The sequence below is a fragment of the Massilia timonae CCUG 45783 genome, from assembly GCF_000315425.1.
GTDB lineage: Bacteria > Pseudomonadota > Gammaproteobacteria > Burkholderiales > Burkholderiaceae_D > Telluria > Telluria timonae.
In genome coordinates this window covers 1,292,358-1,318,564 of sequence record NZ_JH992922.1, presented here as the reverse complement: position 1 = coordinate 1,318,564, position 26,207 = coordinate 1,292,358, and the positions used below count along the sequence as shown (strand labels likewise).

The following is a 26,207-nucleotide window of genomic DNA, read 5'->3' as shown; positions in this document are numbered from 1 at the left end:
TTCGACTTGCATGTGTAAAGCATGCCGCCAGCGTTCAATCTGAGCCAGGATCAAACTCTTCAGTTCAATCTCTGTTTGTTGACTCTTTCGAGTCATCGGCTATTGCTAGCCGAGTCGCTCACTCAAAATACTGACCGTCACTTCATTGCTGAAGCAACGTTTAATACTTTGTGCGAACATTTGATAATTTAAGTATGCAAGAACCGAGGTTCTTGGCACCTTCATCAAACGCCCACACTTATCGACTGTTAATTTTTAAAGAACGCGGCTCCCGCCGAGGGTTCGGTGCTTCATCCCTGCCGTTTGCTTCGAAGCGTTGTGTTCGTCAGCAGCAGAGAAGAGAGAGTATGAAGCGTTTTTTAAATCTCGTCAACCCTCTTTTCCTTCCGCTTCTCGCTGCCTTGAAGGCTGCGTCTGCGTCGGGAAAGCGAGACTATAGCAAATCGATGACACATCCCGCAAGCCCCCGGCTTACCGATTTTGCACCTCCAACAATAGAACATCGCTATCAACATCTTCAATATTATTTGCTTTTAACTATAAGCGAGAATCATTATCATTTGGCTCTACAGTCGGCAAACGAAGTGAAGAGGTCATCCCATGGTCATCGCAGCGAAGAAAACCAGTCAGGTCATCACCCACATGGCGATCGCTTTCACGATCGCCTATGCGATGACGGGCTCGGTCGTGTTCAGCGGCCTGGCCATCATCATCGAACCGGTAATCAACGTTCTGCTGCTCCCCTTCCATGAAAGGGCCTGGGCCGCCGTCCGTGCCCGGGCAACGTCGGAACGTGACCGCTACATGAAGATCGCTGCGGAGAAGGTCAGCCAGACGCTGATGCACATGGGCGTCGCATTCGCAGTCATCTACTGCGCCACCGGATCGCTCGCCTTCGGCGGCCTGGCCGCCATCCTCGAGCCGGTCTGCAATGTGCTGCTGCTGCCAGTTCACGACCGGTTCTGGGACAAGCTCGAATTGCGCATCAACAGTGGAATGCACGCCGCCTGAACCGATCATCCAGTCGCCAAGCCCGCCAGTCACCAACCGGCGGGCTTTTTTACATGTGCACCGAATCAGGCGACTGGCCGCTGGGCGCCGCTCTTGAGCTGGCGGAAGAGATGCCATGCCATCGCCCCCAGCGCCAGGACGCCACCAACCAGCAATGCCCACAACCAGCCCCGCTTGTTTCCGGATGATCTTCCGGCGATATCGTCCGCAGCCTGGCCGGGGGACTGCTGCCGCACCAGATTTCCAGGCCTGGCCGCCGCCAGCCCGGCCAGTTCGCCCGCACTGAATCCCGGCGCCACCTGATGCAGCCCGACTCGGGCCGGGCGCACGCCGGTGCGGCCGAAAGCCAGCGTGTAAGGCGGCTTGCCGCCTGCGATGAACACCATGCTCGCGGGTGTCCAGCCCAGACGCAGGGCCGGGCGCTCGGACACATCGGTCTGCGGCCGCACGATCCACTGGGAGGCATACGTCACAGGAATCTCGACATCTGCCGAAGCCCGACGCCGCCCGTCCTGGACCATTTGATAGAACGTCGTGTTCACCAGTGACTGCAATTGCGGCGTGGTTCGCCCTTCCGCCTTGCGGCTGCGGATGGCGTCGTATTGTCCGACCTGTACCGGCATGACGACGTTTTGCCCCGTGAATACCAAGCCGAGCGAGCGCGCAGGGATCGCGACAGGTCGTCACTGACATCAAGTGCCACCCAGGCGCTGTAGCTTCCCGCTCCCGGCGGCAGGGTCAATGCAAGCCCTCCCACTGGCGCCCCCGCGTCCACCTGCGCTGCGCTCGCGGCCGGTCGCAGGTCCAGGACCAGGCTCACCAGCTCATCGCTGGCCGCGCGCGTCGGCGCCGTCACCGAAATGACGGCGCCGTCGGTTCCGGTTCGAATCTGCAGGCTGTCGTGCACACGCCCGGCATCGCGTGCGGGGCCATGCACGGGAAAGACAGCGGCCGGGGTGGTTTGCCGGCTCACCACCGGTGGCGCAGCCAGGTCGACCAATGCGAACGGCAGCGATGCGCCGTCGGCGTCGAACACGCGCAAGTCGTCCAGCTCCGGCGAACGCGCATGCAGATAGACTTCGCGCGGCACCCGCAGCTGCATGACGGCCTGAGTGGCGTCGACACCGAGCGGGAGGATGTGTGAATAGCTGGCCGGTCCACCTCCCGGACTGGCAATGGCGGCCGAAACAGGCAGGGCCGCCACAACAATAGCGACAGTGCGCCGTTCAAAAAACGCATACATGGTTGTCCCCTGTTCAGTTCAAGCGGAAACGGCTGACGGCGCGGCCTGCGCTGTTTTCGGATAAGGCGCGAGGTAGCCGACCAACAGCAGCAACAGTCCGACGCCGACGAAGGACACGACGCGCGCGATGCTGCCGCCGTTGGCCAGGTCGACCAGGAACAGCTTCGCCACCACGATCCCGAGCGCGAGCGCCCCGCCCCACCAGGCGCGCCGCATGGTCATGCGCGCGGAGAAACGCATGAGCACCAGTGCGCTTGCGCTCCACATTTCCGGCTCGCGCCGGCGCGCAGCAAGCACCTGGAGCTGGACGCCAAGCTGCGGCTCGGCGAGGACACCCGCATCCAGGCGGCCCTGTTCCAGGCACGCACCGAGAACGAGATGGTGGTCGACAGTGCCGCCGGCGGACGCACCAGTTACCGCAATGCCAGCTCGACCCTGCGGCGCGGCGCGGAACTGTCCTTCGAGTCCTCGCTCGGCAAGTGCTTGAGCGCCCGCGCCACCCTCACCTTGCTGCGCGCGACCTACGAGAGCGGCTTTGGCAACGTCCAGGCCGGCATACGCCTGCCGGGGGTGCCGCCCGCGCATGGCTATGCCGAGCTGGCCTGGAAAGACCCGGCCGGACGGATCGATGCGGCTGTCGAGACCATCGCTCGAACTGGACATATTCGGCATCGCTATGGTCGAAGGTGATGCCGGTGTGCAGACGCCAGGCGCCGCGCCGCGTGCTGAAAGCGGCGCTGAAGCCGCGGCTTTCCTGGCGGGTGCTGGTGGTATTCAATACGCCGGGATGGAGGGCGGCGCCCTCCGCGCGGGTGAACGCGCACTCGTCAGGTTCCAGCGGCGCGCCGCTGACGTCGAAGCCATCCTCGCAGTCTTCCACGTAGTCGTCGTACTCTTCGCTCACGTCGCCGTTGACGGTGTCGCGCCGGCTGTTGCGCGCGTAGGCAGTGGCGCTCAGCTCGCTGACCTGGCTGAAGCGGTGGGTGAGGTCGAGCGTGCCCTGCACCAGGCGGTTGCGCGTGATGTCGGGGTGCATGTAAACGGCGCGTCGCGCATCCTGGTACAGCGGATCCGGCAACAGGCCATTGCCGCGCAGGCGACTGCGCCCTCCCAGCAGCGTGCGTGGCGGACCAGTCGTTGGCGCGAGCGAGCGGCCGACTTTCGCCAGGACATTGCCCAGGTGGCCGGACGAGTGCTCGCGCCAGCCCTCGTCATCGAACCAGGTGGCGCCGACGAAGCTGTGCCAGCCTCCGTCGCCACGCCAGCCGTAAGCCAGGTCGGTGCGGCGCCGTCCTTCGTCGCTGACCGACAGTTCGAGCTGTCCGCCGGGGTGGTTCAGGCCCGACTTGGTGGTCAACGCGAGCGCTCCGCCCAGGGTGCTCAGGCCGTACAGCGGGTTCGCGCCGGAGACCAGCAGCAGGCTGCCGATGGCCGGCTCGGGCAGCATGTCCCAGTTGACGACGTCGCCGAAGGCTTCGTTGACCCGTACGCCATCCAGGTAGACCGAGATGCCCTGCGAACTGCCCAGCACCGGCGAGGCCCGGAAACCGCGGAAGGTCAGATCGTTCTGGAAGGGACTGCCGGAGGTTTCGTTGACGTTCACGCCGGTCAGGTTGCGCGACATGAACTCGGCCAGGTTCTCGCCGCCCGCCTTGCGGATGGTTCTATCGGTCGCGAGCTGTACCGGGTACGGGAGCAGCTCGCGCTCGATGCCGAGACCGGGCAAGGGCGCGACGCCGACCACCTCGATGATGGGCATGGGGGTCGGCTGTTTTCCCGACGGTTCCGGCTCGGCTGCGGCGCAGGGCGCGAGCACCGCGGCCGCGATGCGGCAGCACGCGCGTTCTTGCACGCACGCATGAGGACGAGGAATGCTGGTTTGCTGGCTGGATGCACGGCGCGGCATGAGGTATCCCTGTCTGAGCACTGATCAGATGCAATACCAAGGGGCGTGCCAAGCAACAGCAAGGGGACGAGCGGGCGAAGTGTCCTGAAAATGAACAGACTGGACGAATAGCTGTGTCAGGAGCTGAACAGTTGTATCCCGAGGAAACAAAACTACGGGCCCGCTCGGTGCAACCGAGCCGCCGGCGCTGTCGCGCAATAAATGGACCGGCCTCGATTTCGTCAGCTGCCAAGACGCAAACGCGTCGTCGCCGCACGCAAGCCAGAGCAATGCCATAAATGCAAGTATCTGGCGGCGATCGCTACCCATTCGAGTAGTCGGCGTTTGGAAAAGCTTGCCACGCCACCCGCCTGATCAATTGATCGCAACTTCCTTACTTCATAGAATTTCCTGGCACCTTCGATTGCTCTGTTTCATCACGGCATGAAGCGACCGGTCATCGTGAGACGCTGACGCCGCATCGGCGAGGCAGCATGTTCAAACAAAACAGGAGTTACAAGAATGTCAACCCGAGGTTTTCGTTTCAACCGAACTGCGATCGCGTCCGCGGTCGTGGCGCTGCTTCCCTGCCAAGCCCATGCCGAGCAAGTTACCTCAGACGGCCAAAGCGCAACGACGGAGAGCACCGTGCAGCGCGTCGTCATCCAGGCACGCGGCCGCAGCGAAACGGAGCAATCGGTGCCAATGTCGGTCAAGACCTTTACGGCAAGAGCACTTGAAGACGCCAACATCAAGGGCATCGGCGATTTTGTCGCCTTGACGCCAAACGTCTCCATCGTCCAGTCGGAGAGCGCTGGCTCATCATTCATGACCGTGCGCGGCCTTACCCAGGTCCGCAACAGCGAAGCGCCGATCGCCATGGTGATCGATGGCGTTGCCCTGTTCAACAGCAAGCAGTTCACCCAGGATCTGTTCGACATTCAGTCGGTCGAGGTGCTCCGCGGCCCTCAAGGTGCGTTGTATGGCCGCAACGCAAGTGGCGGCGCGGTGGTGATCACCACGAAGCAGCCGACCAACGTCTTCAAGGCCTTCGTTCAACCCAGCTTCGCTTCCGGCAACGAAAAAGCAGTCCAGGGCGCCATCAGCGGTCCGCTGGTAAAAGACAAGCTGCTGTTCCGTGTGGCCGGTAGCTTCAAGGATCGCGACGGCGTCTTCGAGAACACCTACCTGCACAGCAAGGTTGATTTCTCGAAGGACTCGAGCGTCCGGGGCTTGCTCAAGTGGATAGCCAGCGACGATCTGACGGTCGAACTGCGCACCAACTACGTCCACACGACGGGCGGCGCCGTGAACTTCCAGTACCAGCCTGTGCTGTTCGATCCCGCCAATCCCTGCTTCGTCGACCCTAACAACCCGTTTGGCGGCCCAGCGCCAGACCCGAACCGGGTGGTGCGCACCTTCTGCGCCAACAACCGCGGCGAAAACCTGCGCGACCTAGGCGAAGTAACGGCGAAGTTTGACTATACATTGCCGTTCGCTACCCTGACCGGCGTGTTCTCCCACAACCGTGTCAAAGAGTACATCGTTGGCGATCAGTTTCCTTATACCGCCAGTCGCAACGTGTTCGGTAGCCTCGATAGCACACAAACGCAGTTCAATGATGTGACTGGCGACAGCGCCGAAATCCGGCTCACCTCACCGACCAGCCAGTCGGTGCGATGGATGGGCGGGGTCTATTATCTGAAAACGAAGCGCTTTGTATCGACCGCAACCGGGACGGACAATGCTACAGGCATCGCCCGCCTCGAGCGCGATCCGAAATTCAACGACCCGAACAACCCGACCACGAGTTGGATCGCCGATGACAACCACAACCGCGCCTGGGCCGTCTTCGGCAACGTCGATTACGACCTGAGCAAGCAGACCGAGCTGTCGGTTGCCATGCGCTATGACTCGGACCGCCGGAAACAGCAGGTGGATCCGCGCCAGACCTCCAGCACACCACCCGGTTGCACCGCGTCCGACACGGCACGTTGCGAAAAGAATGCGTCGTATTCGGCAATGCAGCCGAAGGTCTCGCTGCGCTACAAATCCGACGACCAGTCGCTGGCCTATGTGTCGGCCGGGCGCGGTTTCCGCAGTGGACAGTTCAACCAGAGCGGAGTCGCCAACGCGGCCGTCATGGCTGGCGTCAACGGCGTGAGCGATCAGATCGACCGCGAAATCACCGACTCGTTCGAGGTCGGCTACAAGACGGCATTCCTCAACGGCAAGGTCCAGATGAACGCCGCTCTGTTTAACTCGACCGTCAAGAACAGCCCGTATTTTGTCTTCATCGGCAGCATCGGTGCACAGGTGCTGGTTCCGATCGACAAGGTTCACCTGGTGGGCGGCGAACTAGAAGCGACCTCCAACCTCGCTCCGGGGCTGGACGTCTATGCCGGCGTCGGGGTAACGAAAAGCACGATCAAGGACTACGCGATCAACCCGGCCCTGGTCGGAAATCGCGCCCCTTACGTGCCGCAGCTGTCCTGGAACACGGGAATCCAGCAGCGCACTCCGATCGGCCATGGATTGAGGCTGGTGATGCGCGCCGATGTGATTTCGAAGGGCAAGCAGTACTGGGACCCGGAAAACTCCGCGCCACGCGACACGGTGACCTTGCTCAACCTGCGCGCCGGCATCGAGGACAGCAAAGCCAAATGGTCGCTGATGGCCTCCGTCACCAATGCCCTCGATCATGCATACAACGCGGAATTCGTGACCGGCGGCTACGCACAGCCAGCATTGCCGCGCGCCTATCGACTCGACCTTCGCTACAACTTCTAAGTAGCTGAGGACCCAGGCGGCGCCCCCTCACCTCGCCAGGTGACGGTGCCGCCCGTACACCGCATCGACCAACATCCTAGGAGAGTACAGATGAACCATCACCATCAGTTTGCGGGCGAGCCATCGGAAACATCCGTAACGGTACGCTGGATCAACCCGGCGGGGCACGACGAATGGGACGCGCCGATCGCGCAGTTTCTGCATGCGGTCAAGCAGCCTTCGACAACAGTCGAGCTTGTTTCGCTCGCGTTGAATCCCACACCGCGGCATCTCGAGTACCGCACCTACGAATCGATGATCGTCGACCGGACCGTCGCGATCGCGCGGGACTGCGCGACGTCCGGGATCGACGCGATGGTGATCGGCTGCTTTTATGACCCCGCCCTCGAAGCAGCGCGGGAGATTTCCGGCGAGACGGTGGTGGTGGCGCCCTGCCAGGCCAGCGTGCAAATCGCGATGAATCTGGCAAACAGGTTTTCTGTGATCGTTGGCCGCCACAAGTGGATCGAGCAAATGACCGAGCGTGTGCGCACATACGGCGTGATCGATCATCTGGCGTCGATGCGCGCCGTGGGAATGGGCGTCGAGGAGTTCCAGAAAGAACCGGAGGTGACGCGTCGACGCATCATCGACGCCGCGAAGCGGGCGGTGGAGGAGGACCATGCAGAAGCGATCATTCTCGGATGCACGATGGAGTTCGGTTTTTTCGCCGAAGTGCAGAAGGAAGTCGGCGTACCCGTGATCGATCCCGTTCTCGCCGCCTTCAAGATGGCGGAGTCGCTCGCGAAGCTCAAGAAGCAGTTCAACTGGACCCCGAGCCGGGTCTGGAGTTGCGAGCCTCCTTCGGAAGACGAGATCGAGCGGTTCGGCTTGTTCAAAGGCCCTTCGCCCATCGGCAATCTGTTGAAGGTGTAAACGGTCGCCGCGCGGCTTCAGCACTACGACCGCGAACATTGCAAGAGAGCTGCCGCACGCGCGGCAGGATGAGCGAGACCGATGCAGTCGCTCGCGATCGAACGTCGCGGCGGCAGGTTTCGCTGCGCATTCATACTGATTGAAGGCCATGCCATGAACGGACCACTGCAAGACATGACGGACGGGATACTGCCGTCCAGCCGATACGGTCGCGACGACCGCGACAACGGGCCTGCGAGTGCACACGCCGCGCTGCTTCCGGTAGGGAGGGTGTTCGAAGAGTTCCCCTTGACCCGGGAGCATTTCAAGAGTTGCTTCGCATTGTTTTTCGTCTTCGTCATCGAGGCCTGGGAGATGATGATCATCGTCTACTGCGGACCCTTGATCAGCAAGGACTTGAATCTGTCAGCGACGCAACTAGGCAACCTGATCGGCGCGATGTTCGTCGGCATGGCAATTGGGGCGGTCTTCTGGGGATCCGTCGCGGACAAGATCGGCCGAAAAAAGGCCACCATCCTGAGTTTGCTTCTTTACGGCGTCATCTCCATGGCCAGCGCCTTTGCGCCGGACTATGGGATGCTCTATGCGCTGCGCTTGCTGTCTGGCATCGTGGCCGCCGGCATGATCGTGGTCTGCTTTCCGTATTTCACCGAGCTGCTCCCGATGCGCTCACGCGGCCCACTCACCGTGTATCTGGCCGCCGGCTGGCCGGTCGGGGTATTGCTGGCGGTTGGCGCGACGGTGCTGTTGATGCCCTACGGATGGCGGTGGGTCATTGGCGTGAGCTCGCTTGGCGGGCTATGGGCGATCGGGGTGGCGCTGTGGGTCCAGGAATCACCTTATTGGCTGGTTGGTACTGGACAACAGCAGAAAGCGCGCGAGGTCATCAGCCGCCTGAGCCGTGGCGCGGTCGTCGTTCCAGCCTCGCAAACGCTGTGCGTGGACAAGGCTGCACGCGGCCCTATCCGGGAAGTCTTCAAGGGCCGGATATTGCGGATCACCGTGTTGCAGATCGCGATCAACTTTACTTTTTCATGGGGTTACTGGGGCCTGCAGACGTGGTTGCCCGTTTTGCTGCAGCAGCGAGGGCTGAGCTTGCCACAAAGCTACGGCTTCATCGCGATTTCCGCCCTCTTCATGGTCCCTGGCTATATCTGTTCGTCCTACCTCACCGGTAAGTTCGGGCGCAAAAAAGTCTTCACGGCTTTCGTTGCCTCGGCTGCGATAGCGGGATATGCGTTCGCGACGGCCCAAACCATCGACGCCTTGTACGTCAGCAATTTCGTGCTGGTGTTCTTCAGTCTCGGCGCCTGGGGTGTGTGGAACGTATGGGTCGCGGAACTCTATCCGACGCGTGTACGGACAGCGGGGTATAGCTGGGCGGTGTTCGCGCAACGCTTCGCCAACATTGTCGCCCCGGGAACGATCGGCTTGCTCGTCGCAGGAGGCGCGTCGTTCGATCTGACGACGACGTTCATCGACTTGTTCCTGGTTGCCACAGTACTCCTTGCACTGTTCTTGCCAGAAACAGAGGGTGGAAAACTCTCCTGATCCGGTCCAGATTCGCATACCCCAAATAAATCACCTAACACTTGGAACAATCATCCATGAAAAGCGAAAAAAACATCCGGGTCGCCACTGATGTGGGAGGCACGTTCACAGATCTGGTCTTTTTTGAGATTGATCAACAGACGGGCAAACAGATCGTCCGGTCCGCGAAATCCGACACGACACCGCCCAATTTCGAAAACGGTATCTTGAATGTATTGAACAAGGCGGACGTTCGCATCGAAGATGTGAACTTCATGGTTCATGGCACCACGGTGGTGATCAATGCCTTGACCGAGCGAAAAGGGGTGCGAACCGGACTGATTACGACCGAAGGGTTCCGGGACGTCCTGGAAATCGCCCGTGCCAATCGCCCCGATTTCTTCAATCTGCGCTCGAAGAAGCCCGAAGCCTTTGTTCCGCGCCACTTACGCAAGGAAGTTCGTGGCCGGATGACATTTGACGGCCAGGAACGTGTCCCGCTGGATCTGTCCGGTTTGCCTGAAATTGTGGACGGCTTCAAGAACGAAGCGGTCGAGGCAATTGCAATCTGCCTGATGCACGGATATGCGAATCCGGCCCATGAAATGGTGGTACTCGCGGCAGTGCGCGAACTGTGGCCGGAGGTATCCGTGGTGGCCTCCCACCAGATTACGCGTGAATGGCGCGAATATGAACGAAGCAACACTGCAGTGCTGTCCGCTTATATTCAACCGATTGCGTCGCGTTATCTGAACAAGCTGGAAAGCGGATTGATGTCCGCCAACTTCAAGGGGCAGCTGTATGTGATGCAATCCAATGGCGGCGTCGATACCGTATCACATGCGCGCGAAATACCGATCACGATGGTCGAATCCGGTCCGGCAAGTGGCTTTCTAGGTGCCGCTAAACTGGGGCAATTGATTGGGGAACCAAATGTGCTGGCACTCGACATTGGTGGAACCACTGCAAAATGTTCACTGATCGAGAATGGCCAGGTAACGATCAAAACCGATTACTGGATCGAACGCAATCGCATCAGTGCCGGCTACCCCATCATGGTGCCGGTGGTCGACCTGGTCGAAATCGGCAACGGCGGCGGATCGATCGCATGGATCGACGATTTTAATAAATTGCGGGTCGGACCTCACTCAGCCGGCGCCTCGCCCGGACCCGCCGCCTACGGCAGGGGTGGCGTCAACGCAACCACGACCGACGCCAACCTCGTCCTGGGACGAATCAACAAGGACTACTTTTGCGGCGGTGAGATCGTCGCCGACATCGCGGCCGTCGAACGTGCGCTCGACCCACTGGCGGCAAGCTTCGGCATGTCGCGCGAAGAGGTGGCGCGCGGCATCATCCGGATCGCGGACGACAGCATGGTCAACGCCCTCAAGCTGGTCTCCTTGAATCGTGGATACGATCCTCGCGATTTCACGCTGATCGCATTCGGCGGAGGCGGCGCCATGCACGCGGTATCGCTGGGCCAGGAACTGGGGGTAAAGAAGGTGGTGATTCCGCGTGGAGCCTCGGTGTTCTCGGCGTGGGGCATGCTGATGTCGGACCTGCGGCGTGATTTCTTCCTGACTCAGATCGTCGAAATGAGCCGCAACGAGGCAATTCCAAAAGCACAAGAGTTGGCCGACGAATTGACGGCGGCTGCAAGGGCCCAATTTGCAACCGAGAACATTGCGCCTGAACTGGTTCAACTCACGGTCAACTGCAGGCTACGGTACCAGAACCAGGAACATGCGGTCGATATCGCGCTGGAAAAAGGCGAGCGTTTCGCCGAACACTGGGCCGCGATTGCCGACCGTTTCCATGCAACTTACGAACGCCAATATACGTACCGGCTGAATGCGCCGCTGGAGATCGTTGGCTTCCACGTCGTTGCCACGGCTGAGATCGGCAAACTCGACCTGGTCGAATTGCCGGTGACCGGATCGAGCATCTCCGCCGCGATCAAAGGTAATCGAATGGTCGATTATGCACTCGCCGGAATTCACGACGCGACGATCTACGACAGCACCAGGCTCGAGCCGGGCATGACATTTGACGGTCCGGCCATCATCGAAGACCCGGGCACGACGATCGTCATCAATCCGTCGAACCGCGTCGAGATCGACCGGTTTGGCAATACCCAGATTTATCTGTCGAAATAAGGAGATCGCAATGAGCCAAGTTGATGTTTTTACACTGGAAATCATCCAGAATGCGCTGCAGGCGATCGCCGACGAGATGTTTGCCGCCATGCGTCAAACCGCGATGAGTCCGATCATCTATGAAGTGCTGGATATGGGAACGGGTATCACCGACGCATCCGGGGAAATCGCCAGCTCGGGAGCCGGTATTCCAGCGTTTATCGGCGTGCTCGACAAGGCTGTCAAATTCATCATCAAGGAAAATGGCGGGGTGGGCGACATCGAACCCGGCGACGTGTTCATCACGAACGACCCACATTCCGGTGGGGTCAGCCATCTGAACGACGTCATTCTGGCCATGCCAGTATTTTCTGATGGCAAGCTTGTCGCCTGGACTGCAAACATCGCGCATTGGAATGATGTCGGCGGGATGGTGCCGGGATCGCTATCGACAGAAGCGACCGAGATTTACCAGGAAGGATTGCGCCTCACGGCTGTCAAGCTGATTTCAAGAGGCAAAATCATTCGCTCCGTCGTACAGATACTTTGTGCAAATTCCCGCATGCCTGATTTCCTGGAAGGAGATATGTGGGCCGGCGTCGCGGCGGTTCGCAGCGGCGAGCGCCGTATTGTCGACCTGGCGAAAAGATACGGTACCGACGTCTTTCTTGACGCAATCACGGCATTCATGAATTACGGTGAGGAAATTTCTCGTCGCGCACTGAAGGAATTGCCGAAAGGCCGCTTCGTCACCGAGGAACTGCAGGACGATGGCCAGGTGTTCAAAGTCGCCGTCGAGCTTTCTGATGACCAGATCGTCATCGATCTTCGGGACAATCCAGCACAGGTGAGCGGACCGATCAATTTAAGTCGTGATGGGACGATCATCGCTGCCCAAATGGCATTCAAAGCTATTTCCAGCCCGCAGGGGACGACCAACGGCGGCACCTTCCGCCCGGTGAAGGTGCTGACCACGCCAGGAACGCTATTCGATGCGGCGATGCCGGCGGCCGAAGGCTTCTATTTTGAAAACCTGATCCGTGTACATGATTTGATATTGCGGTGTCTGGCACCCCACATGCCTGAACGCCTACCGGCCGGCAACTTCTCCTCGGTTTGTGCAACGGTGATCGGCGGGACACATCCGGATACGGGGCGTGCGTACACACTGGTCGAACCGGAAATCGGTGGCTGGGGTGGCGACCAGGATGGCGACGGTAACAACGCGGTATTTTCGGGGCTGCACGGCGAAACCTACAACTGTCCGGTCGAGGTGTGCGAGGCCCGGTACGGGATCTATGTCGACCGCTTCGAACTGAATTCCGAGCCGGGTGGGCACGGCAAGCATCGCGGTGGCCGCGGCATCATGCTCGATTATCGGATTCGATCCGATGAAAGTTTCATCACTTGCGGATATACACGCTCGAAGATTCTGCCGTGGGGACTTGAAGGTGGCCACGAAGGGTCGTCCAACTATGTGGAGATCATTCGCGCACAGGGCGGATCCGAGCGGCATTCCTTTGTCAGCGGATTGTCATTGAATAAGGACGATATCGTTCGCATTCGTACGGGCTCCGGCGGCGGGTATGGCGATCCGCTCGAGCGCGATCCGGAGTCCGTCAAGAACGACGTGCGCAATGAGTATCTGACTCCTGAATTGGCGCAATCAATCTACCAGGTCACGGTCTGACGTCGGCACGCGTGCTGTGGACAAAACAAGGGCTGAAATGGACAGGATCATCATTGAAAACGCCAATATCTTCGACGGGCTGACTCCGGATTTGATTGGCGGAATGTCGGTGTTAATCGAGGGTGGGGAAATACTGGCGGTGTCGGATCAAACGATCAAAGACAGCGGCGCAATGAAAATTGACGCCGCCGGGAGAACGCTGATGCCGGGTCTGATCGACCTGCACACCCATGCCTATATTTCGGATGTCGACGTCGGCAAGGTCGACCGATCAGGCGATGCCTATCGCACGGCCTATGGGATCAAGTTGCTTGGCCACGCGTTGGATTGCGGCTTCACGACGGTGCGTGACGTCGGTGGCGGAGACTGGAGCATGGCCCTGGCCGTGAACCATGGCCTGGTTCGCGCGCCGCGTTATTTTTACTCGGGCAAGGCCTTGTCGATGACCGGGGGGCACGGCGATCTTCGACGTGTCGGCGAAGACCAGCACGAGGGTGGTGCAGGATGTCATTGCGGCGAGTGTAATTCGATCGCGGTGATTGTCGATGGCGTGGACGCCTGCATCAAAGCTGCGCGGGAGGAGTTACGCAAAGGGGCACACTGCTTGAAAATCATGGCGTCCGGCGGTGTTGCATCAGCGACTGATCCGATCTGGGCGGCTCAGTACCGGGAGGACGAAATCCGGTCCGTCGTGGGGGAAGCGGCAGCGCGCGGCACGTATGTTGCCGCCCATTGCAACCCACCGGGTGCCATTCGGCGTGCTGTCGCCTGTGGCGTCCGTACGATCGAACATGGCGCCCTCATCGATAAAGAGACAGCTGAATATGTTGCGTCTCAAAACGCTTTCGTTGTGCCAACCCTGATCGTATTTCGTGCACTAGCTGAGTTTGGTCAAGCGATCGGCCTGTCGAAGGTATCACGAGACAAGGCGAAAATCGTCGCCGCACAGTCGGTGGCCGCACTTGACGTCCTGCGCAGTGCAGGCGTGCAGCTTGGATTCGGTACCGACCTGATCGGGGATCTGTACGTCCGCAGGTGCGAGGAATTCACGCTACGCAGGGAAGTATTTTCCGCATACGACATCCTGCGGCAGGCAACATCGGTCGGAGCGGAAATCCTGATGTTAGGAGGGAAACTTGGCTGTGTCGCGGAGGGCGCGTATGCCGACTTGCTGCTGGTCGACGGAAATCCGCTCGCCGACATCGATTTGCTGGCGCAAAACGGACAGCGTATCCCCTTCATCATGAAGAATGGTTCTATCGTCAAGAATGAATTGTAGGGAAATGTCCGGACTGCGGTTGCCTCGGAGCTTGGGGAGCGGGGTTCGGACCGCCTGAGCCCAAAAAAACATGAGCAAAATACAAGCGGACTACATCGTCATCGGCGCAGGCATTGCCGGCGCGTCGATTGCATACTGGCTGTCGCAACATGGAACGGTGATCGTACTGGAGCGCGAAGTGCAAGCCGGCTATCACAGCACGGGGCGCTCGGCGGCGCTGTTCATGGCCAGTTATGGGCCACCGCAAGTACGCGCGCTGACCTGCGCCAGCCGCGCATTTTTCGACCGGCCTCCAGCAGGCTTCTGCGAGCATCCACTGTTGACGCCACGCGGTGCGCTGTTCTTCGCCACCCGCGGGCAGGAAGCGGCACTTGATGCGCATGAAGCGCTGGTGCGCTCGGTGACGAGCGATGTGGAACGTCTCGATGCGGCCGAAACCTGTCGTCGCGTGCCGGTATTGTGCCCGGAGAATCTGCTCGGCGCCGTGTATGAAGCCGATGCCTCGGATATCGATGTGCACGGCTTGCACCAAGGATTTTTGCGCGGGGTACGTAGCAACGGCAGCAAACTGATCGGTGATGCCGACGTATCGGGCCTGAAACGCGTGGACGACGTATGGGAGGTCGCCACCAGCCAAGGCAGCTATCGCGCGCCGGTACTGGTCAATGCGGCTGGCGCCTGGGCCGATGTCATCGCTGCGATGGCGGGCGCATCCCCGATCGGGCTGATGCCGAAGCGGCGCTCGGCGATGATGTTTGCGCCGCCGGAAGGCGTCGACGCTTCGCGCTGGCCGATGTTCATGGATGTCGGACAGTCCTTCTACGTCAAACCGGATGCCGGCATGTTGCTCGGCTCGCCGGCCAATGAAGATCCGGTCGAGCCGCATGACGTGCAGGCCGAGGAGCTCGACATCGCCATCGCCATCGACAGGATTCAGGAAATGACCGCCTTGACCGTTCGACGCCCCAGCCATGTGTGGGCCGGCCTGCGCTCCTTCGTCGGCGACGGCGAGTTCGTGGGTGGCTTCGATCCGCAGGTGCCGGGCTTTTTCTGGGCCGCGGCGCAGGGCGGTTACGGCATACAGACCTCTCCCGCCGCCGGTCAGCTGTATTCGACCTTGCTGCGTGGACTGCCGGTGCCGCAAGCGCTCGCGCAATTCGGTATCGATGCGCAGGCGCTGAGTCCGGGGCGCCTGCATTCTGTGTAATGTGAAATGTGACGCGGTTTGATCACTACCCGTTCGGGTAGTCGGGTGTGGAAAACGTCGCCATGCCACCCTCCTGATCAATTGATTGCAACTTCCTTACTTCATAGAATTCCTTGGCAGCTTCGATGGTTCTGTTCATCAAGGCATGAAACGATCGGTCTTCGGGAGACGCTGGCGCCGCATCGGCGAGGCTGCATGTACCAACAAAACAGGAATGACAAAAAATGTCCACCCAAGTTTCTCGTTTCAAACGGACTGCGATCACGTCCGCTGTCGTGACGCCGCTTGCCTGCCATGCCCATGCCGATCAGCTCGCCTCTGACGGCCAAGGCGCAAGGATGGAAGCTGGCTTGCAGCGCGTCGTCATCCGCGCCTGCGGCCGCAGCGAGGCGGAGCAATCGGTAGCAATGTCGGTCAAGACCTTTTTGGCAAGAGCGTTCGCACAGCCGGCATTGGCGCGCGCCTGCCTAGCCGGCCTTCGCGACAAGGCCTGAGCACCCGGGCCGCGCCAGCCTCACTTCGCCACGTGAAGCTGGCTTGTCCGCCGCATTGACCAACATCAGCAGGAACATGCATGTCCATCCATGTAGCGACCGACGTCGGCGGTACCTTCACTGACCTCGTTTTGTTCGAATATGATCCCGAAACGATGAGCGGTCGCATGAAGGCGCTCAAGGTCGATACCACGCCGGGCGAGTTCGAGAAGGGTGTGATCGATGCCATTTCGCGCTGTGGCGTGCCGGCGCCGTCCATCGACATGCTGGCGCACGGCGCCACCATCGTCATCAACGCACTCACCGAACGGCGCGGCGCAAAGACCGCGCTGCTCACCACCCGCGGCTTTCGCGACGTGCTCGAGATCGGGCGCGGCAACCGGCCGGACCTGTTCAACCTGAACTTCACCAAACCGGCTTCCTTCGTCGAGCGCCAACTGCGCTTCGAGGTGACCGAACGCGTCAGCCATCGCGGCGACATCCAGACCCCGGCCCGGCTCGAAGAACTTGCCGACATCGCGGCACACATCAAGACAGGCGGTGTCGAGGCGGTTGCCATCTGCTGCCTGCACTCCTACCGCAATCCGGAAAACGAACAGGCGATCGCGAAAGAACTGCGCGCCCTGCTGCCGGACATCCCGGTCGTGGCGTCGTCGGAGATTTCGCGCGAGTGGCGCGAGTACGAGCGCAGCAACACAACCGTCGCCTCGGCGTACGTATCGCCAGTGGTGAGCAATTACCTGGGCTTGTTGCGCCAGGGATTGTCGGAGCAGGCATTCGAGGGCGCGCTCTACCTCATGCAATCGAATGGCGGCATGACCAGCCTGCAGGGCGCCTTGCGCAATCCGGTCTCGATGGTGGAATCCGGGCCGGCCAGCGGCATGCTCGCAGCGCGCGCCCTGGGCGACCTGATCGGCGAACGGAACATCATTGCGCTCGACGTCGGCGGCACCACCGCAAAGTGCACATTGATCAGCGAAGGCCGTTTGCCGGTATCGACCGAATACCACATCGAACGCACCAGCAAGAACCCGGGGTATCCGATTCAAACGGCGGTCATCGACCTGGTCGAAATCGGCAACGGCGGCGGCAGCATCGCCAGCGTCGATGAGGGCGGCCGCCTGCGTGTCGGGCCGCGGAGCGCCGGTGCCAAGCCAGGACCGGTGGCCTACGGGCGCGGCGGGGTCTTGCCCACCACCACCGACGCCAACCTGTTCCTCGGACGGATCGACCCGCAACAATTCCTGCAGGGAGCGGTTTCGCCCGATATGGGCGCGATCGAAGCGGCGTTTGCTCTGCTTGGCGACAAGCTGGGCTTCTCCCCGCGGCAAGCCGCCCAAGGCGTGCTGCGCATCGCCAACGCCAATATGGTCAACGCCCTGAAACTGGTGTCGACCAACAAGGGGTATGACCCGCGCGATTTCGTCCTGATGGCATTTGGCGGCGGCGGCGCGCTGCACGCGATCGAACTGGCGGAAGAGCTCGGAATACCACGGGTCATCATCCCAGCCAATTCGGCGGTCTTTTCGGCATGGGGCATGCTGCTCACCGACATACGCCGCGACTACACGCAAACGCGGATCATGGAACTGCGCGCGTCGGCAGCGCAAGCAATCATCGCCGTCTTCACGACGATGCAAGACGACGCCGTGCAGGATTTCCGCTGCTCTGGCCTGGGCGACGTCCGGCCGTATTTCGAACACTTCGTCGACCTGCGTTACGCCGGCCAGGAGCACACCGTCAAAATCAAGCTCGACCTGGCGGCGCCCGGCAACGGCGCCGATATCAACGCATTGATCGCCAGTTTCCACGACCACCACGAGCAGCGCTACACTTTCCGCCTTCCTGACGCGGCGGTCGAACTGGTGAATGTCCACCTGGTGGCCGGCGCATCGGTCGAGAAGCCGAAACCACGGTTCCGCGAATCGAGGAACCTGACCCTCGAGGACGCCTATCGGGGAGTCCGCGACGCCTTTTTTGAACATGACGGCGTTCAGACGGCCGCCATTTATTCCGCGGATGTCCTGGAGCCGGGAATGACCCTGGTCGGACCGGCCATCGTTCAAGACAGCACATCGTCCATGGTGCTTTCGCCAGGTCACCAGTTGACTGTCGATGCCTATGGAAACCTGATCATCGAACTGCGTGGGGCCCCGTCATGAAACACGATCCAGTCACACTGCAGGTCATCAAGGACGCCATGACCGCGATCGGCCAGGAGATGTTCCAGGTGATGATCCGGACCAGCATGAGCCCGATCATCTACGAAACCACCGATTTCGCGGTCGGGCTGACCGACGCGAACGGCGAGCTGATCGCCCAGGGCAACGGCGTGTCGGCCTTTCTTGCGACGCTCGACACGGCGGTCCAGAGCGCCCTGCTGCACTATCCCGGCGACAAGCTCTCGCCCGGCGACGTGATCATCACCAATACGCCCTACGAAGGCGGCGGCACCCACTTGTCGGACGTGGTGATCATCGTCCCGGTGTTTTTCAAGGAACAGCTCGTTGCGTTTACCGTTAACAAGTCCCACTGGACCGAGATTGGTGGCAAGGATGCCGGCAGCGTCTCGTCGACCGCACGCGACATCTTCCAGGAAGGCCTGCACATGCGCTTCCTGAAGCTGGTCGACCAGGGCCGCCTCAACGAGAGCCTGGTCAAGATCATCCAGGCCAACGTGCGCATGCCGAACGAGACCATCGGCGACCTGCACGCCGGCATCGCGGCGGCGCGCACGGGCGAGCAGCGCATTCTCGAGATCTTCGCGCGCTATGGCGACGACGTCGCACTGCACGCCATGCGCAACTTGCTCGACTACAGCGAACGCATGACCAGGCTTCAGCTCGAAGCACTGCCGGACGGCGAATTTTTCGCCGAAGACATCATCGAAGCGGATGGCCTGGGCAACGGACCGTTCACGATCCGTGTCAAGGTCACGCTGAAGGCCGGCGACATGACGGTCGACTTCACCGGCACCGACCCGCAGGCTCCGGGACCGATCAACACCAGCCGCACGGGTCTGATTACGGCGGTACGCTGCGCCCTGAAGGCGGTCACCGACCCGGACCTGCCTGCCAACGGCGGTTGCTTCCGTCACGTCAGGATCGTCTGTCCTGATGGCACGATGCTGACCGCGCAAAGCCCGGCGCCCGTGTCGATGTACTATGAATCGCTGGTCGCATGCATCGAGCTGGTGTGGAAGGCCCTGCTGCCGGCCATGCCGTCCAGACTGCCCGCAGGCCACTACCGTTCCGTCTGCGGCAGCTTCCTGGCCGGCGTCCACCCCGACAACGGTCGCTTCTTCGTCCTCGGCGAACCCTTGCTGGGCGGCTGGGGCGCCACCCATGAACGCGACGGCGTGAACGGCCTGTTCTGCTGCGCGAACGGCGAGACCTACAACATCCCGGTCGAACTGGCCGAATCGCGTTACGGCGTGCAAATCGAACAGTACGCCTTCCACAATGAAGATGGCGGCGCTGGCAAATTCTGCGGTGGCAAAGGCGTCGTGCTCGACTACCGTGTCACCGCAGCCGAGGCCTTCCTGACGGTGACGTACAGCCGCACCGATTCGCGCCCATGGGGCGCGCAAGGTGGCCAGAGCGGCTCTTCCAACCGCGCGGAAATCCACCGGCTGGACGGCGCGGTCGAACGGGCGACCATGGCGACCGCCGTGCCGGTGCGGGCCGGTGAACTGATCCGCATCGTCACCGGCACCGGTGGCGGCTTCGGCAACCCACACGAGCGCGCGCGCGAGGAGGTTGAAAGCGACCTGCGCAACGGCTACATCACGCAGGCCCAAGCCGCTTCCGTCTTCGGCTACGTCAAATGAGCGCCCCAGGAGCCGACACCGTGAATGCGAATCTCGATCAGGCAGTAGTCTGCCGCGCGCGTCGCGACAGACTGCGGCGCGCGCTGGGTAGCGGCATCGCCGTTTTCCCCGGGAATGGCGAGCTGCCGCGTACTTTCGCCGGAAATTCCTATCCCTTCCGCCAGGATTCGAACCTCCTGTACTTCTTCGGCATGGCGCCGCCGGGCGTCGTCGGCGTCATCGATGCCGACAGCGGAACGGACCGGCTGTACTTCGATCCACCCGGCCTCGATGAACAGATCTGGCAGGACACCTCTTGCTGGGACGAGTTGCGCGCGGAAGGCGCTGCGCCGACCGCCGGCATCGCGCAACTGGCCGAAGCGCTTCAGCGAGCCCGGCTGGAGCGGCGCGCCATCCATTTTCTCCAGCCTGCGCGCACCGACGTGCTGGCCCAGCTGGCGGCGTACCTCGGCATGGACTGCGCCGAGCTCCTTGCCGGCGCTTCAAGCGTGCTGCGCCGGATCGTCATCGAAATGCGCGAAATCAAATCGCCCGACGAAGTGCGGGAGATCGAAGCCGCGCTCGATGTTACTGCAAGGCTGCACCGGATCGCCATGTCGATGGCGCGGCCGGGCGTGCGCGAACGCAGCATCGTCGCGCGCATGCAGGCCGAGGCGGCCGACCAGGACATGTGCCTGGCGTATCAGCCGATCTGCACGACCCGCGGCGACGTTCTTCACAACCTCAGCTACGACAAGGTGCTGCGGGAGGGCGATCTGCTGCTGGTCGACATCGGGGCCGAAACACGCCGCGGTTATGCCAGCGATATCACCCGGACCACGCCCGTCGGCGGCGGCTTCACGGCCGTCCAGGCCGAATTGTATGACGCGGTGTACCGCGCCCAGCAAAGCGTGATCGACATGTTGCGGCCGGGCGTGGCGTACCGCGATGCCCACCACAAGGCGGCCGCCGTGATGAGCGCGGCATTGACCGATCTCGGCATCGTGCGCGGCAGCGTCGATGCGTTTGTCGAGTCCGCCGGATATGGCCTCTTCTTCCCGCACGGGCTGGGCCATGCGATGGGTCTCGACGTGCATGACATGGAGAACCTCGGCGAAGACCATGTCGGCTATGACGCGCAGTACCGGCGCGACACGCGCTTCGGTCCGAACCACCTTCGCTTCGGCAAGGAACTACGCGAAGGGATGGTCATCACCGTCGAACCGGGGCTCTACTTCATTGAACCATTGATCGAACGCTGGCAGGGGTCCGGCAAGTTTTCCGGGATCATCGATTACAGCAAGCTCAGGCAGCTGCTCGGCTTCGGCGGCATCCGGATCGAGGACAACGTCCTCATCACCGCCAAGGGGTGCCGGCTCCTTGGACCGCCGATGCCCCGCTCGCGCGCCGAGGTCGGCACGGCGTACGGCCGACATCGCGTGCCCAAGGCATAAGGCCAGATGAGTCCGGCACGCAGGAATCAGCAACAGACACCAACACTCACGGAGGGAACATGCACGACTTATTCAAGGACGAACCCAGCAACGTAGCGGTAACGGTGCGCTGGGTCAACCCGATCGGTATTTCGACGTACGACGCCTCGATGGCGCAATTGCTTCACTCGATCAAGCACCCGGATACGACCGTCGAAGTGGTGTCGTTCGACATGAGCCCGAGTCCCACCAACCTGGAATACCGGACCTACGAATCGCTGATCCACGAGCGCACGGTGGCGATGGCGCGCGATGCGGAGCAGTCCGGCGTCGACGCGATGATCATTGGCTGTTTCTATGATCCGGCCCTGGAAGCGGCGCGCGAAATATCGGGTGGCATGGTGGTGGTTGCGCCTTGCGGCGCCTGTCTCCAGGTCGCATCGAACCTGTCCAACCGCTTCTCGATCATCGTCGGGCGCGAGAAGTGGATCGAGCAGATGACCGAACGGGTCCGCTACTACGGCATGGAGAGCCGGCTGGCCTCCATGCGGCCGCTCGGACTCGGCGTGGACGACTTTCAACGCGATCCGGAAGTGACCCGGCGCCGCATCATCGAAGAGGCGCGGTGCGCGGTCGAGGAAGACCGCGCCGAGGCGATCATCCTCGGCTGCACCATCGAGTACGGATTTTTCCAGGAAGTCCAGGATGCCGTCGGCGTGCCCGTGATCGATGCCGTGATCGCCTCCTTCAAGCAGGCCGAACACATGGCCCAGATGAAGCGCCAGTTCAACTGGAAGCCGAGCCGGGTCTGGAGCTGCGAACCGCCTCCGGAAGAACAGCTCAAGGAGTTTGGCCTGTTCCTCGGTCCGGCGCCGATCGGCAACCGCATCGTCACCTGAGGCATCCCGGGCGCCGCGTCACGGCATCGGCTCTGCACCAGGCAGTACGCCGATGCGGCGGACCGCCTCTGCTAGCTGGCTGCGCGTCAATTTCTTTTTGGCACGTTATTTGCTTCACATAGTCAGTCTGCTTCGCTATGATCAAGGTGTTCGAGATGTATATGGGGGCCATGGCGCCCCTCTACAACGATTGCGGATGACACCTCATGAAGATATTGCCGTCCGGCCGGGCAGGTGGCCGCGGCGGTGTACCTCGGGCGTAGCAGCCAGAATACAGACTTCGAGCGAGAAAGATGAGCAAGCGGGGCGCGGACCAACAAGGCGATACCAGCGGCAACGATTCGACGGGCGAGATCGCAGACTGGTTACTGGCGGGAAAGCTAACGCCACCAAAGCAGCATGTCACCATTACGGTGCGCACGCGCCTGATCGAGCACCTCAGCGTCAACTCCGTGCGCCGGCTCACCATTCTGGTATCGCCCCCGGGGTTTGGCAAGACTACCCTGCTGACCCAATGGTCGAACCGTCTGGCCGAGCGGCCGGGGATCCATGCGAGCTGGCTGTCGCTGGATGAGGAAGACGGCGAACCGGGCCGCTTCCTGGCCTACCTGATCCGCTCGATCAGCGACGCCGGCGTGGACTTGGGAAAGCTGGCGGTAGCCGGACGCAATCCATCCATCGAGACGAATGTGCATGGGGTGGTTACCAAGCTGTTGTCCGCAATCGAACGGCAGCCGAACAAACTCCTCATCATCCTGGACGACTACCACCGCGTGCAATCCGCCGCCGTCGATGCCATCGTAGAAATGGTGATCGACAAGGGCGCAGACAAGATCCATCTGGCCGTCAGCGGCCGTAAGCGCCCCAGCTTCCACGTGTCGGCCCTGAATGCCCGCGGACAGGTCAATTACCTGGACGCGTCCGATCTGGCGCTCTCGGAGGTTGAGGCGCAGACCATACTGGGACCGGCGGTCAGCCGGTCCGACCTGGCGCTGGTCCACGCCAGGACCGAGGGCTGGGCGGTGGCACTGCAGCTCGCTCGGCTATGGCTTGACAGGGGAAAACGCAGTCCCGATCGATTGAAGGATTTCAGTGGCCAGACCGCCGAGATGGCGGAATACCTGGTGGAGCAAGTCGTCAACGACCTGCCGGACGACCTGCGCGACTTTGTACTGGACACGTCGATACTCGACCGGCTCAACGCCGATCTGGCGAACTCGGTACGTGGAAAAACCGATAGCGCCGAGCTGCTCGACCGGCTGGCCAACTTCAATGCCCTGCTGGTTCCCCTCGACGACAACGGCAACTGGTACCGGTTTCATCACATGTTCGCCGAGTTTCTGGTGCAGCGGCTGCACCGGACATCGTCCGCGCGCGTGCCGGACCTGCACCGGCGCGCCGCACGCTGGCTGGCACAGCATGACCTGATCGCGGCAATCGGCCACGCGCTGGCGGCCGAGGATCAAAGCCTTGCAATCCAGATTGTGCGTGAAGGCGGCGGCTGGGAACTGGTGCTCTCGCGCGGGATCGGATATTCAAGAAATATCTTGAAGAAATTCCCCTACCTGACCGTCCGCAGCGAGCCCACCTTGCAGCTCATGCAGGCATACCTCGATGCGAAACTAGGCCATCGTGACAAGGCCTTGGAAATGCTGCGCCTGGCGGAATTTTCAACGGCGGACGTGAATCCGGGCCAACGCCGGGATCTGTTGGTCATTTCCTCGCTCGTGCGCTGTTACCTTGACGAGATGCAGGCACCAAGCTTCCTCAGCGATGCCCAACAAGACCTTGCTTCACTACAACCGCACGATCATCTCGGCCGCGCGACCGTGGGCGCCGCCCTTGTGGTCGCCGCAGTCGGATGGGGCGACCTCGAACTGGCGACCTCCGCGAGCATGACTGCAATGCAAGAAATGCAGTCCGCGCGCAGCTCCCTAGGCACGAACTACATCCTTCTTCACCTGGCCCATAGCCGTATGCTTGCCGGCAATCTGCGTGAGGCGCAGCGCCTGGTGAACGCTGCCCTGGTCGCGGCTGAAGACAACTTCGGGACCGAGAGCGCGCTGAAGGGCATCGTTGGCTGCGTACTGGCGTACTGCCTGTACCTCGACAATCAGCTGGAAGAGGCGGATGGATGGATTGAGCGATCGTTCGAGAGCATTCAGACCATCGACGGCTGGTTTGATATCTACGCCGCTGCGTATGAAATCTTGGTGCATCGAACCATGCAGGAGAAGGGCCTGGACGCGGCGATGAACGTGCTCGAGGCGGCATCGCTGGTCGGGCGTGAGCGCAACTTCGTCCGGCTTACCGGCTTGACGTCCGCATGGCGTGTCGAATTGCTGGCCGGCGCGGGCCATGTGGCCGATGCAAAGCGGGAAGCTGGCGCGGCCAGTTTGGAGGCGATCATCAAGCACGGCGCCCTGCCCAGTTTCGAGTGGCGTATCCGGGTCGCCGCAACGATCGCGATGGCGAAAATATCGTATGCCAGCGGCGCGAGCGCGCGGGCCTGGCACCTGCTTCATCAAGTGTCGGGCGACTTCTTTCGTGCCGGACTCGTCATGCCTGCGCGCAGCATGCAGGCGATGGGATTGCTGGCACTGCGCGAGCATCCCGATGATGACCGCATGCTGCGCGACCTGGATGAATGCCTGACCTTCATCGCCACGGAAGGCGGTGCAGGCATTTTCTTGAACTGCGGCCCGGGGATTGAATCGGTCCTGCAGAACGCGTTGAAAAATACGGCAAAGTCGGCCGTCAATCGGCGCGCAGTACTGATGTCCTTGTTAAAAGACATGCGTAAGGAACAAAGCGAGCCTCAGGACGAATTCAGTGCCAGCGAGCTCAACGTGCTGCGTCAGCTGCGCCAGGGGCGGCCGAACAAAATCATCGCCAGGACGCTCGACGTTTCAGAAAACACGGTCAAGTTCCACCTCAAGCATATCTATCGCAAACTCGATGTCGACTCGCGCTCAGCCGCGATCGCCGCGGCCATCGACAGACATCTTCTTGATTCCTGAAGCCCGCCGACGCCCTCGCTGCACCCCACCCTTTCGGGTAGTTTGAGCACGCACTGAACCGTGCGCTACCCCTCGGCGCGATTGATCCACCGATCCCTTGTGCGTAAAGTCGCGGCCTACTGACGCGCTTTTTAACGATATCGATTTGGAGAATGTTCAATGACCATGAGAATTCACGTGCACGCCGAGCTGGCGGGGGACTATGATTTGCGCGACCTCGACACCTTTCGTTTGGACGGCGCCCATGAGATCAAGACAGGGATCGTGCGCATCGCGAAGGGAACGCGCAGCCCGGCTGCCGGCCTGCGCGCCCTCGCTGACCACGAAATCGGCTATGTCGTCAGCGGAAAAGTGCGCGTCGAAACCGAGGCGGGCGTGCTGGACGTATCATGCGGCGACACCCTGATTGCAAGCCCCGACATCCCGCATGCGACCACGGCGCTCGAAGATACCGTCATCTTCTTTGCGCTGGCCATTCGGTGCAAGGTTGAATGAATGGACGCTCTCTCCACTGCATCGAAGGCAATCGCGCGGTCTGAGGTACGTGGCACCGGGCACAGCGCCGATCAAGTCAAGCCGCGGCAATTCTCGATGGATGCATTGGCGCCTTAGACGCACCGAACCCGCAAAGCAAAAAACCCCGCAGAGATCACTCTGCGGGGTTTTTCATATAACTAGCCTGACGATAACCTACTTTCACACTGGTTGCAGCACTATCATCGGCGCAAAGTCGTTTCACGGTCCTGTTCGGGATGGGAAGGGGTGGGACCGACTTGCTATGGTCATCAGGCTTGACTTGTACGAGCACCGCTTGAACGCGTCGGCGGCGAAGCCGCCAACCCTACGTCGAGCGAAGCTCTGAATC

The 26,207-nt window shown here is 61.3% G+C and carries 19 protein-coding genes, 1 rRNA gene and 1 pseudogene; 16 read left to right on the top strand and 5 right to left on the bottom strand.

The window, feature by feature from the left end:
- The first annotated feature begins 600 nt into the window (after positions 1–600).
- Positions 601–1,011, top strand: coding sequence for a DUF2061 domain-containing protein (locus HMPREF9710_RS05585; protein ID WP_005664647.1), 411 nt, complete (start codon positions 601–603; stop codon positions 1,009–1,011).
- A 65-nt stretch (positions 1,012–1,076) separates the two neighbouring features.
- Here the strand turns inward: HMPREF9710_RS05585 and HMPREF9710_RS05580 are convergent, their stop codons facing one another.
- Genes HMPREF9710_RS05580 through HMPREF9710_RS28460 form a run of 3 tightly spaced genes read right to left on the bottom strand, consistent with a single transcriptional unit; the run spans position 1,077 to position 2,521 of the window.
- Positions 1,077–1,634, bottom strand: a complete 558-nt coding sequence (locus tag HMPREF9710_RS05580) for a DUF3999 family protein (protein ID WP_081589852.1) — start codon at positions 1,632–1,634, stop codon at positions 1,077–1,079.
- Positions 1,550–2,254, bottom strand: a complete 705-nt coding sequence (locus HMPREF9710_RS26965; protein ID WP_005664645.1) for a DUF3999 family protein — start codon at positions 2,252–2,254, stop codon at positions 1,550–1,552. Before HMPREF9710_RS26965 ends, HMPREF9710_RS05580 begins: the two co-directional genes overlap by 85 nt.
- Positions 2,255–2,272: 18 nt before the next feature.
- Entirely contained in the window at positions 2,273–2,521 is a 249-nt protein-coding gene (locus tag HMPREF9710_RS28460; protein WP_005664643.1) for a DUF2339 domain-containing protein, read from the bottom strand.
- 30 nt (positions 2,522–2,551) lie between these two features.
- Here HMPREF9710_RS28460 and HMPREF9710_RS28455 point away from each other — a divergent pair.
- Positions 2,552–2,824 (top strand): annotated as a pseudogene (locus tag HMPREF9710_RS28455) (TonB-dependent receptor); the annotation flags it as partial.
- Here the strand turns inward: HMPREF9710_RS28455 and HMPREF9710_RS28450 are convergent.
- Complete coding sequence (locus tag HMPREF9710_RS28450; protein WP_051205027.1) at positions 2,757–4,013, bottom strand: TonB-dependent receptor plug domain-containing protein; 1,257 nt, start codon at positions 4,011–4,013, stop codon at positions 2,757–2,759. The pseudogene HMPREF9710_RS28455 and the gene HMPREF9710_RS28450 sit on opposite strands and share 68 nt — an antisense overlap.
- A gap of 774 nt (positions 4,014–4,787) precedes the next feature.
- Between HMPREF9710_RS28450 and HMPREF9710_RS05560 the strand changes: the two genes are divergently transcribed.
- The 14 genes from HMPREF9710_RS05560 (at position 4,788) to HMPREF9710_RS05495 (ending at position 25,837) form a co-directional block, all read left to right on the top strand.
- Positions 4,788–6,929, top strand: a complete 2,142-nt coding sequence (locus HMPREF9710_RS05560; RefSeq protein ID WP_051205026.1) for a TonB-dependent receptor — start codon at positions 4,788–4,790, stop codon at positions 6,927–6,929.
- A gap of 90 nt (positions 6,930–7,019) precedes the next feature.
- Complete coding sequence (locus HMPREF9710_RS05555) at positions 7,020–7,844, top strand: aspartate/glutamate racemase family protein (RefSeq protein WP_005664638.1); 825 nt, start codon at positions 7,020–7,022, stop codon at positions 7,842–7,844.
- Between the two features lie 81 nt (positions 7,845–7,925).
- Complete coding sequence (locus HMPREF9710_RS05550) at positions 7,926–9,395, top strand: MFS transporter (RefSeq protein ID WP_229409734.1); 1,470 nt, start codon at positions 7,926–7,928, stop codon at positions 9,393–9,395.
- A 56-nt stretch (positions 9,396–9,451) separates the two neighbouring features.
- The gene (locus tag HMPREF9710_RS05545) at positions 9,452–11,533 is read left to right on the top strand and encodes a hydantoinase/oxoprolinase family protein (RefSeq protein ID WP_005664634.1); all 2,082 of its coding nucleotides are present in this window, start codon (positions 9,452–9,454) and stop codon (positions 11,531–11,533) included.
- Between the two features lie 10 nt (positions 11,534–11,543).
- Positions 11,544–13,202 carry a hydantoinase B/oxoprolinase family protein gene (locus tag HMPREF9710_RS05540; RefSeq protein ID WP_005664633.1) on the top strand — a complete coding sequence of 553 codons (1,659 nt, stop codon included), beginning with the start codon at positions 11,544–11,546 and terminating at the stop codon, positions 13,200–13,202.
- Between the two features lie 37 nt (positions 13,203–13,239).
- Positions 13,240–14,481: a metal-dependent hydrolase family protein gene (locus HMPREF9710_RS05535; protein WP_005664631.1), complete on the top strand. Its 1,242-nt coding sequence runs from the start codon at positions 13,240–13,242 to the stop codon at positions 14,479–14,481.
- Positions 14,482–14,551: 70 nt separating this feature from the next.
- On the top strand, positions 14,552–15,688 hold the full coding sequence (locus HMPREF9710_RS05530) for an NAD(P)/FAD-dependent oxidoreductase (protein WP_005664629.1): 1,137 nt from the start codon (positions 14,552–14,554) through the stop codon (positions 15,686–15,688).
- A gap of 224 nt (positions 15,689–15,912) precedes the next feature.
- On the top strand, positions 15,913–16,182 hold the full coding sequence (locus HMPREF9710_RS05525; protein WP_005664628.1) for a hypothetical protein: 270 nt from the start codon (positions 15,913–15,915) through the stop codon (positions 16,180–16,182).
- Between the two features lie 80 nt (positions 16,183–16,262).
- The gene (locus HMPREF9710_RS05520; RefSeq protein WP_005664625.1) at positions 16,263–18,344 is read left to right on the top strand and encodes a hydantoinase/oxoprolinase family protein; all 2,082 of its coding nucleotides are present in this window, start codon (positions 16,263–16,265) and stop codon (positions 18,342–18,344) included.
- Positions 18,341–20,011: a hydantoinase B/oxoprolinase family protein gene (locus HMPREF9710_RS05515; protein WP_005664623.1), complete on the top strand. Its 1,671-nt coding sequence runs from the start codon at positions 18,341–18,343 to the stop codon at positions 20,009–20,011. Before HMPREF9710_RS05520 ends, HMPREF9710_RS05515 begins: the two co-directional genes overlap by 4 nt.
- Positions 20,012–20,031: 20 nt before the next feature.
- Positions 20,032–21,444, top strand: a complete 1,413-nt coding sequence (locus HMPREF9710_RS05510) for an aminopeptidase P family protein (protein WP_005664621.1) — start codon at positions 20,032–20,034, stop codon at positions 21,442–21,444.
- Between the two features lie 59 nt (positions 21,445–21,503).
- Complete coding sequence (locus HMPREF9710_RS05505; protein WP_005664619.1) at positions 21,504–22,322, top strand: aspartate/glutamate racemase family protein; 819 nt, start codon at positions 21,504–21,506, stop codon at positions 22,320–22,322.
- Positions 22,323–22,615: 293 nt separating this feature from the next.
- Positions 22,616–25,342 carry a winged helix-turn-helix domain-containing protein gene (locus HMPREF9710_RS05500; RefSeq protein ID WP_005664617.1) on the top strand — a complete coding sequence of 909 codons (2,727 nt, stop codon included), beginning with the start codon at positions 22,616–22,618 and terminating at the stop codon, positions 25,340–25,342.
- 159 nt (positions 25,343–25,501) lie between these two features.
- Positions 25,502–25,837 carry a cupin domain-containing protein gene (locus tag HMPREF9710_RS05495; protein WP_005664615.1) on the top strand — a complete coding sequence of 112 codons (336 nt, stop codon included), beginning with the start codon at positions 25,502–25,504 and terminating at the stop codon, positions 25,835–25,837.
- A 182-nt stretch (positions 25,838–26,019) separates the two neighbouring features.
- Here the strand turns inward: HMPREF9710_RS05495 and rrf are convergent.
- Positions 26,020–26,132 (bottom strand): 5S ribosomal RNA (rrf, locus tag HMPREF9710_RS05490).
- Positions 26,133–26,207 lie beyond the last annotated feature (75 nt).

Bases quoted from the DNA above. Each gene is read 5' to 3' on its own strand.
- HMPREF9710_RS28450 (WP_051205027.1), bottom strand. From the start codon at position 4,013: ATGCCCATCATCGAGGTGGTCGGCGTCGCGCCCTTGCCCGGTCTCGGC.
- HMPREF9710_RS05540 (WP_005664633.1), top strand. From the start codon at position 11,544: ATGAGCCAAGTTGATGTTTTTACACTGGAAATCATCCAGAATGCGCTG.
- HMPREF9710_RS05555 (WP_005664638.1), top strand. From the start codon at position 7,020: ATGAACCATCACCATCAGTTTGCGGGCGAGCCATCGGAAACATCCGTA.
- HMPREF9710_RS05520 (WP_005664625.1), top strand. From the start codon at position 16,263: ATGTCCATCCATGTAGCGACCGACGTCGGCGGTACCTTCACTGACCTC.
- HMPREF9710_RS05515 (WP_005664623.1), top strand. From the start codon at position 18,341: ATGAAACACGATCCAGTCACACTGCAGGTCATCAAGGACGCCATGACC.
- HMPREF9710_RS05500 (WP_005664617.1), top strand. From the start codon at position 22,616: ATGAGCAAGCGGGGCGCGGACCAACAAGGCGATACCAGCGGCAACGAT.
- HMPREF9710_RS05550 (WP_229409734.1), top strand. From the start codon at position 7,926: ATGCAGTCGCTCGCGATCGAACGTCGCGGCGGCAGGTTTCGCTGCGCA.
- HMPREF9710_RS05585 (WP_005664647.1), top strand. From the start codon at position 601: ATGGTCATCGCAGCGAAGAAAACCAGTCAGGTCATCACCCACATGGCG.
- HMPREF9710_RS26965 (WP_005664645.1), bottom strand. From the start codon at position 2,254: ATGTATGCGTTTTTTGAACGGCGCACTGTCGCTATTGTTGTGGCGGCC.
- HMPREF9710_RS05535 (WP_005664631.1), top strand. From the start codon at position 13,240: ATGGACAGGATCATCATTGAAAACGCCAATATCTTCGACGGGCTGACT.
- HMPREF9710_RS05580 (WP_081589852.1), bottom strand. From the start codon at position 1,634: ATGCCGGTACAGGTCGGACAATACGACGCCATCCGCAGCCGCAAGGCG.
- HMPREF9710_RS05530 (WP_005664629.1), top strand. From the start codon at position 14,552: ATGAGCAAAATACAAGCGGACTACATCGTCATCGGCGCAGGCATTGCC.
- HMPREF9710_RS05545 (WP_005664634.1), top strand. From the start codon at position 9,452: ATGAAAAGCGAAAAAAACATCCGGGTCGCCACTGATGTGGGAGGCACG.
- HMPREF9710_RS05505 (WP_005664619.1), top strand. From the start codon at position 21,504: ATGCACGACTTATTCAAGGACGAACCCAGCAACGTAGCGGTAACGGTG.
- HMPREF9710_RS05495 (WP_005664615.1), top strand. From the start codon at position 25,502: ATGACCATGAGAATTCACGTGCACGCCGAGCTGGCGGGGGACTATGAT.
- HMPREF9710_RS28460 (WP_005664643.1), bottom strand. From the start codon at position 2,521: ATGTGGAGCGCAAGCGCACTGGTGCTCATGCGTTTCTCCGCGCGCATG.
- HMPREF9710_RS05525 (WP_005664628.1), top strand. From the start codon at position 15,913: ATGTCCACCCAAGTTTCTCGTTTCAAACGGACTGCGATCACGTCCGCT.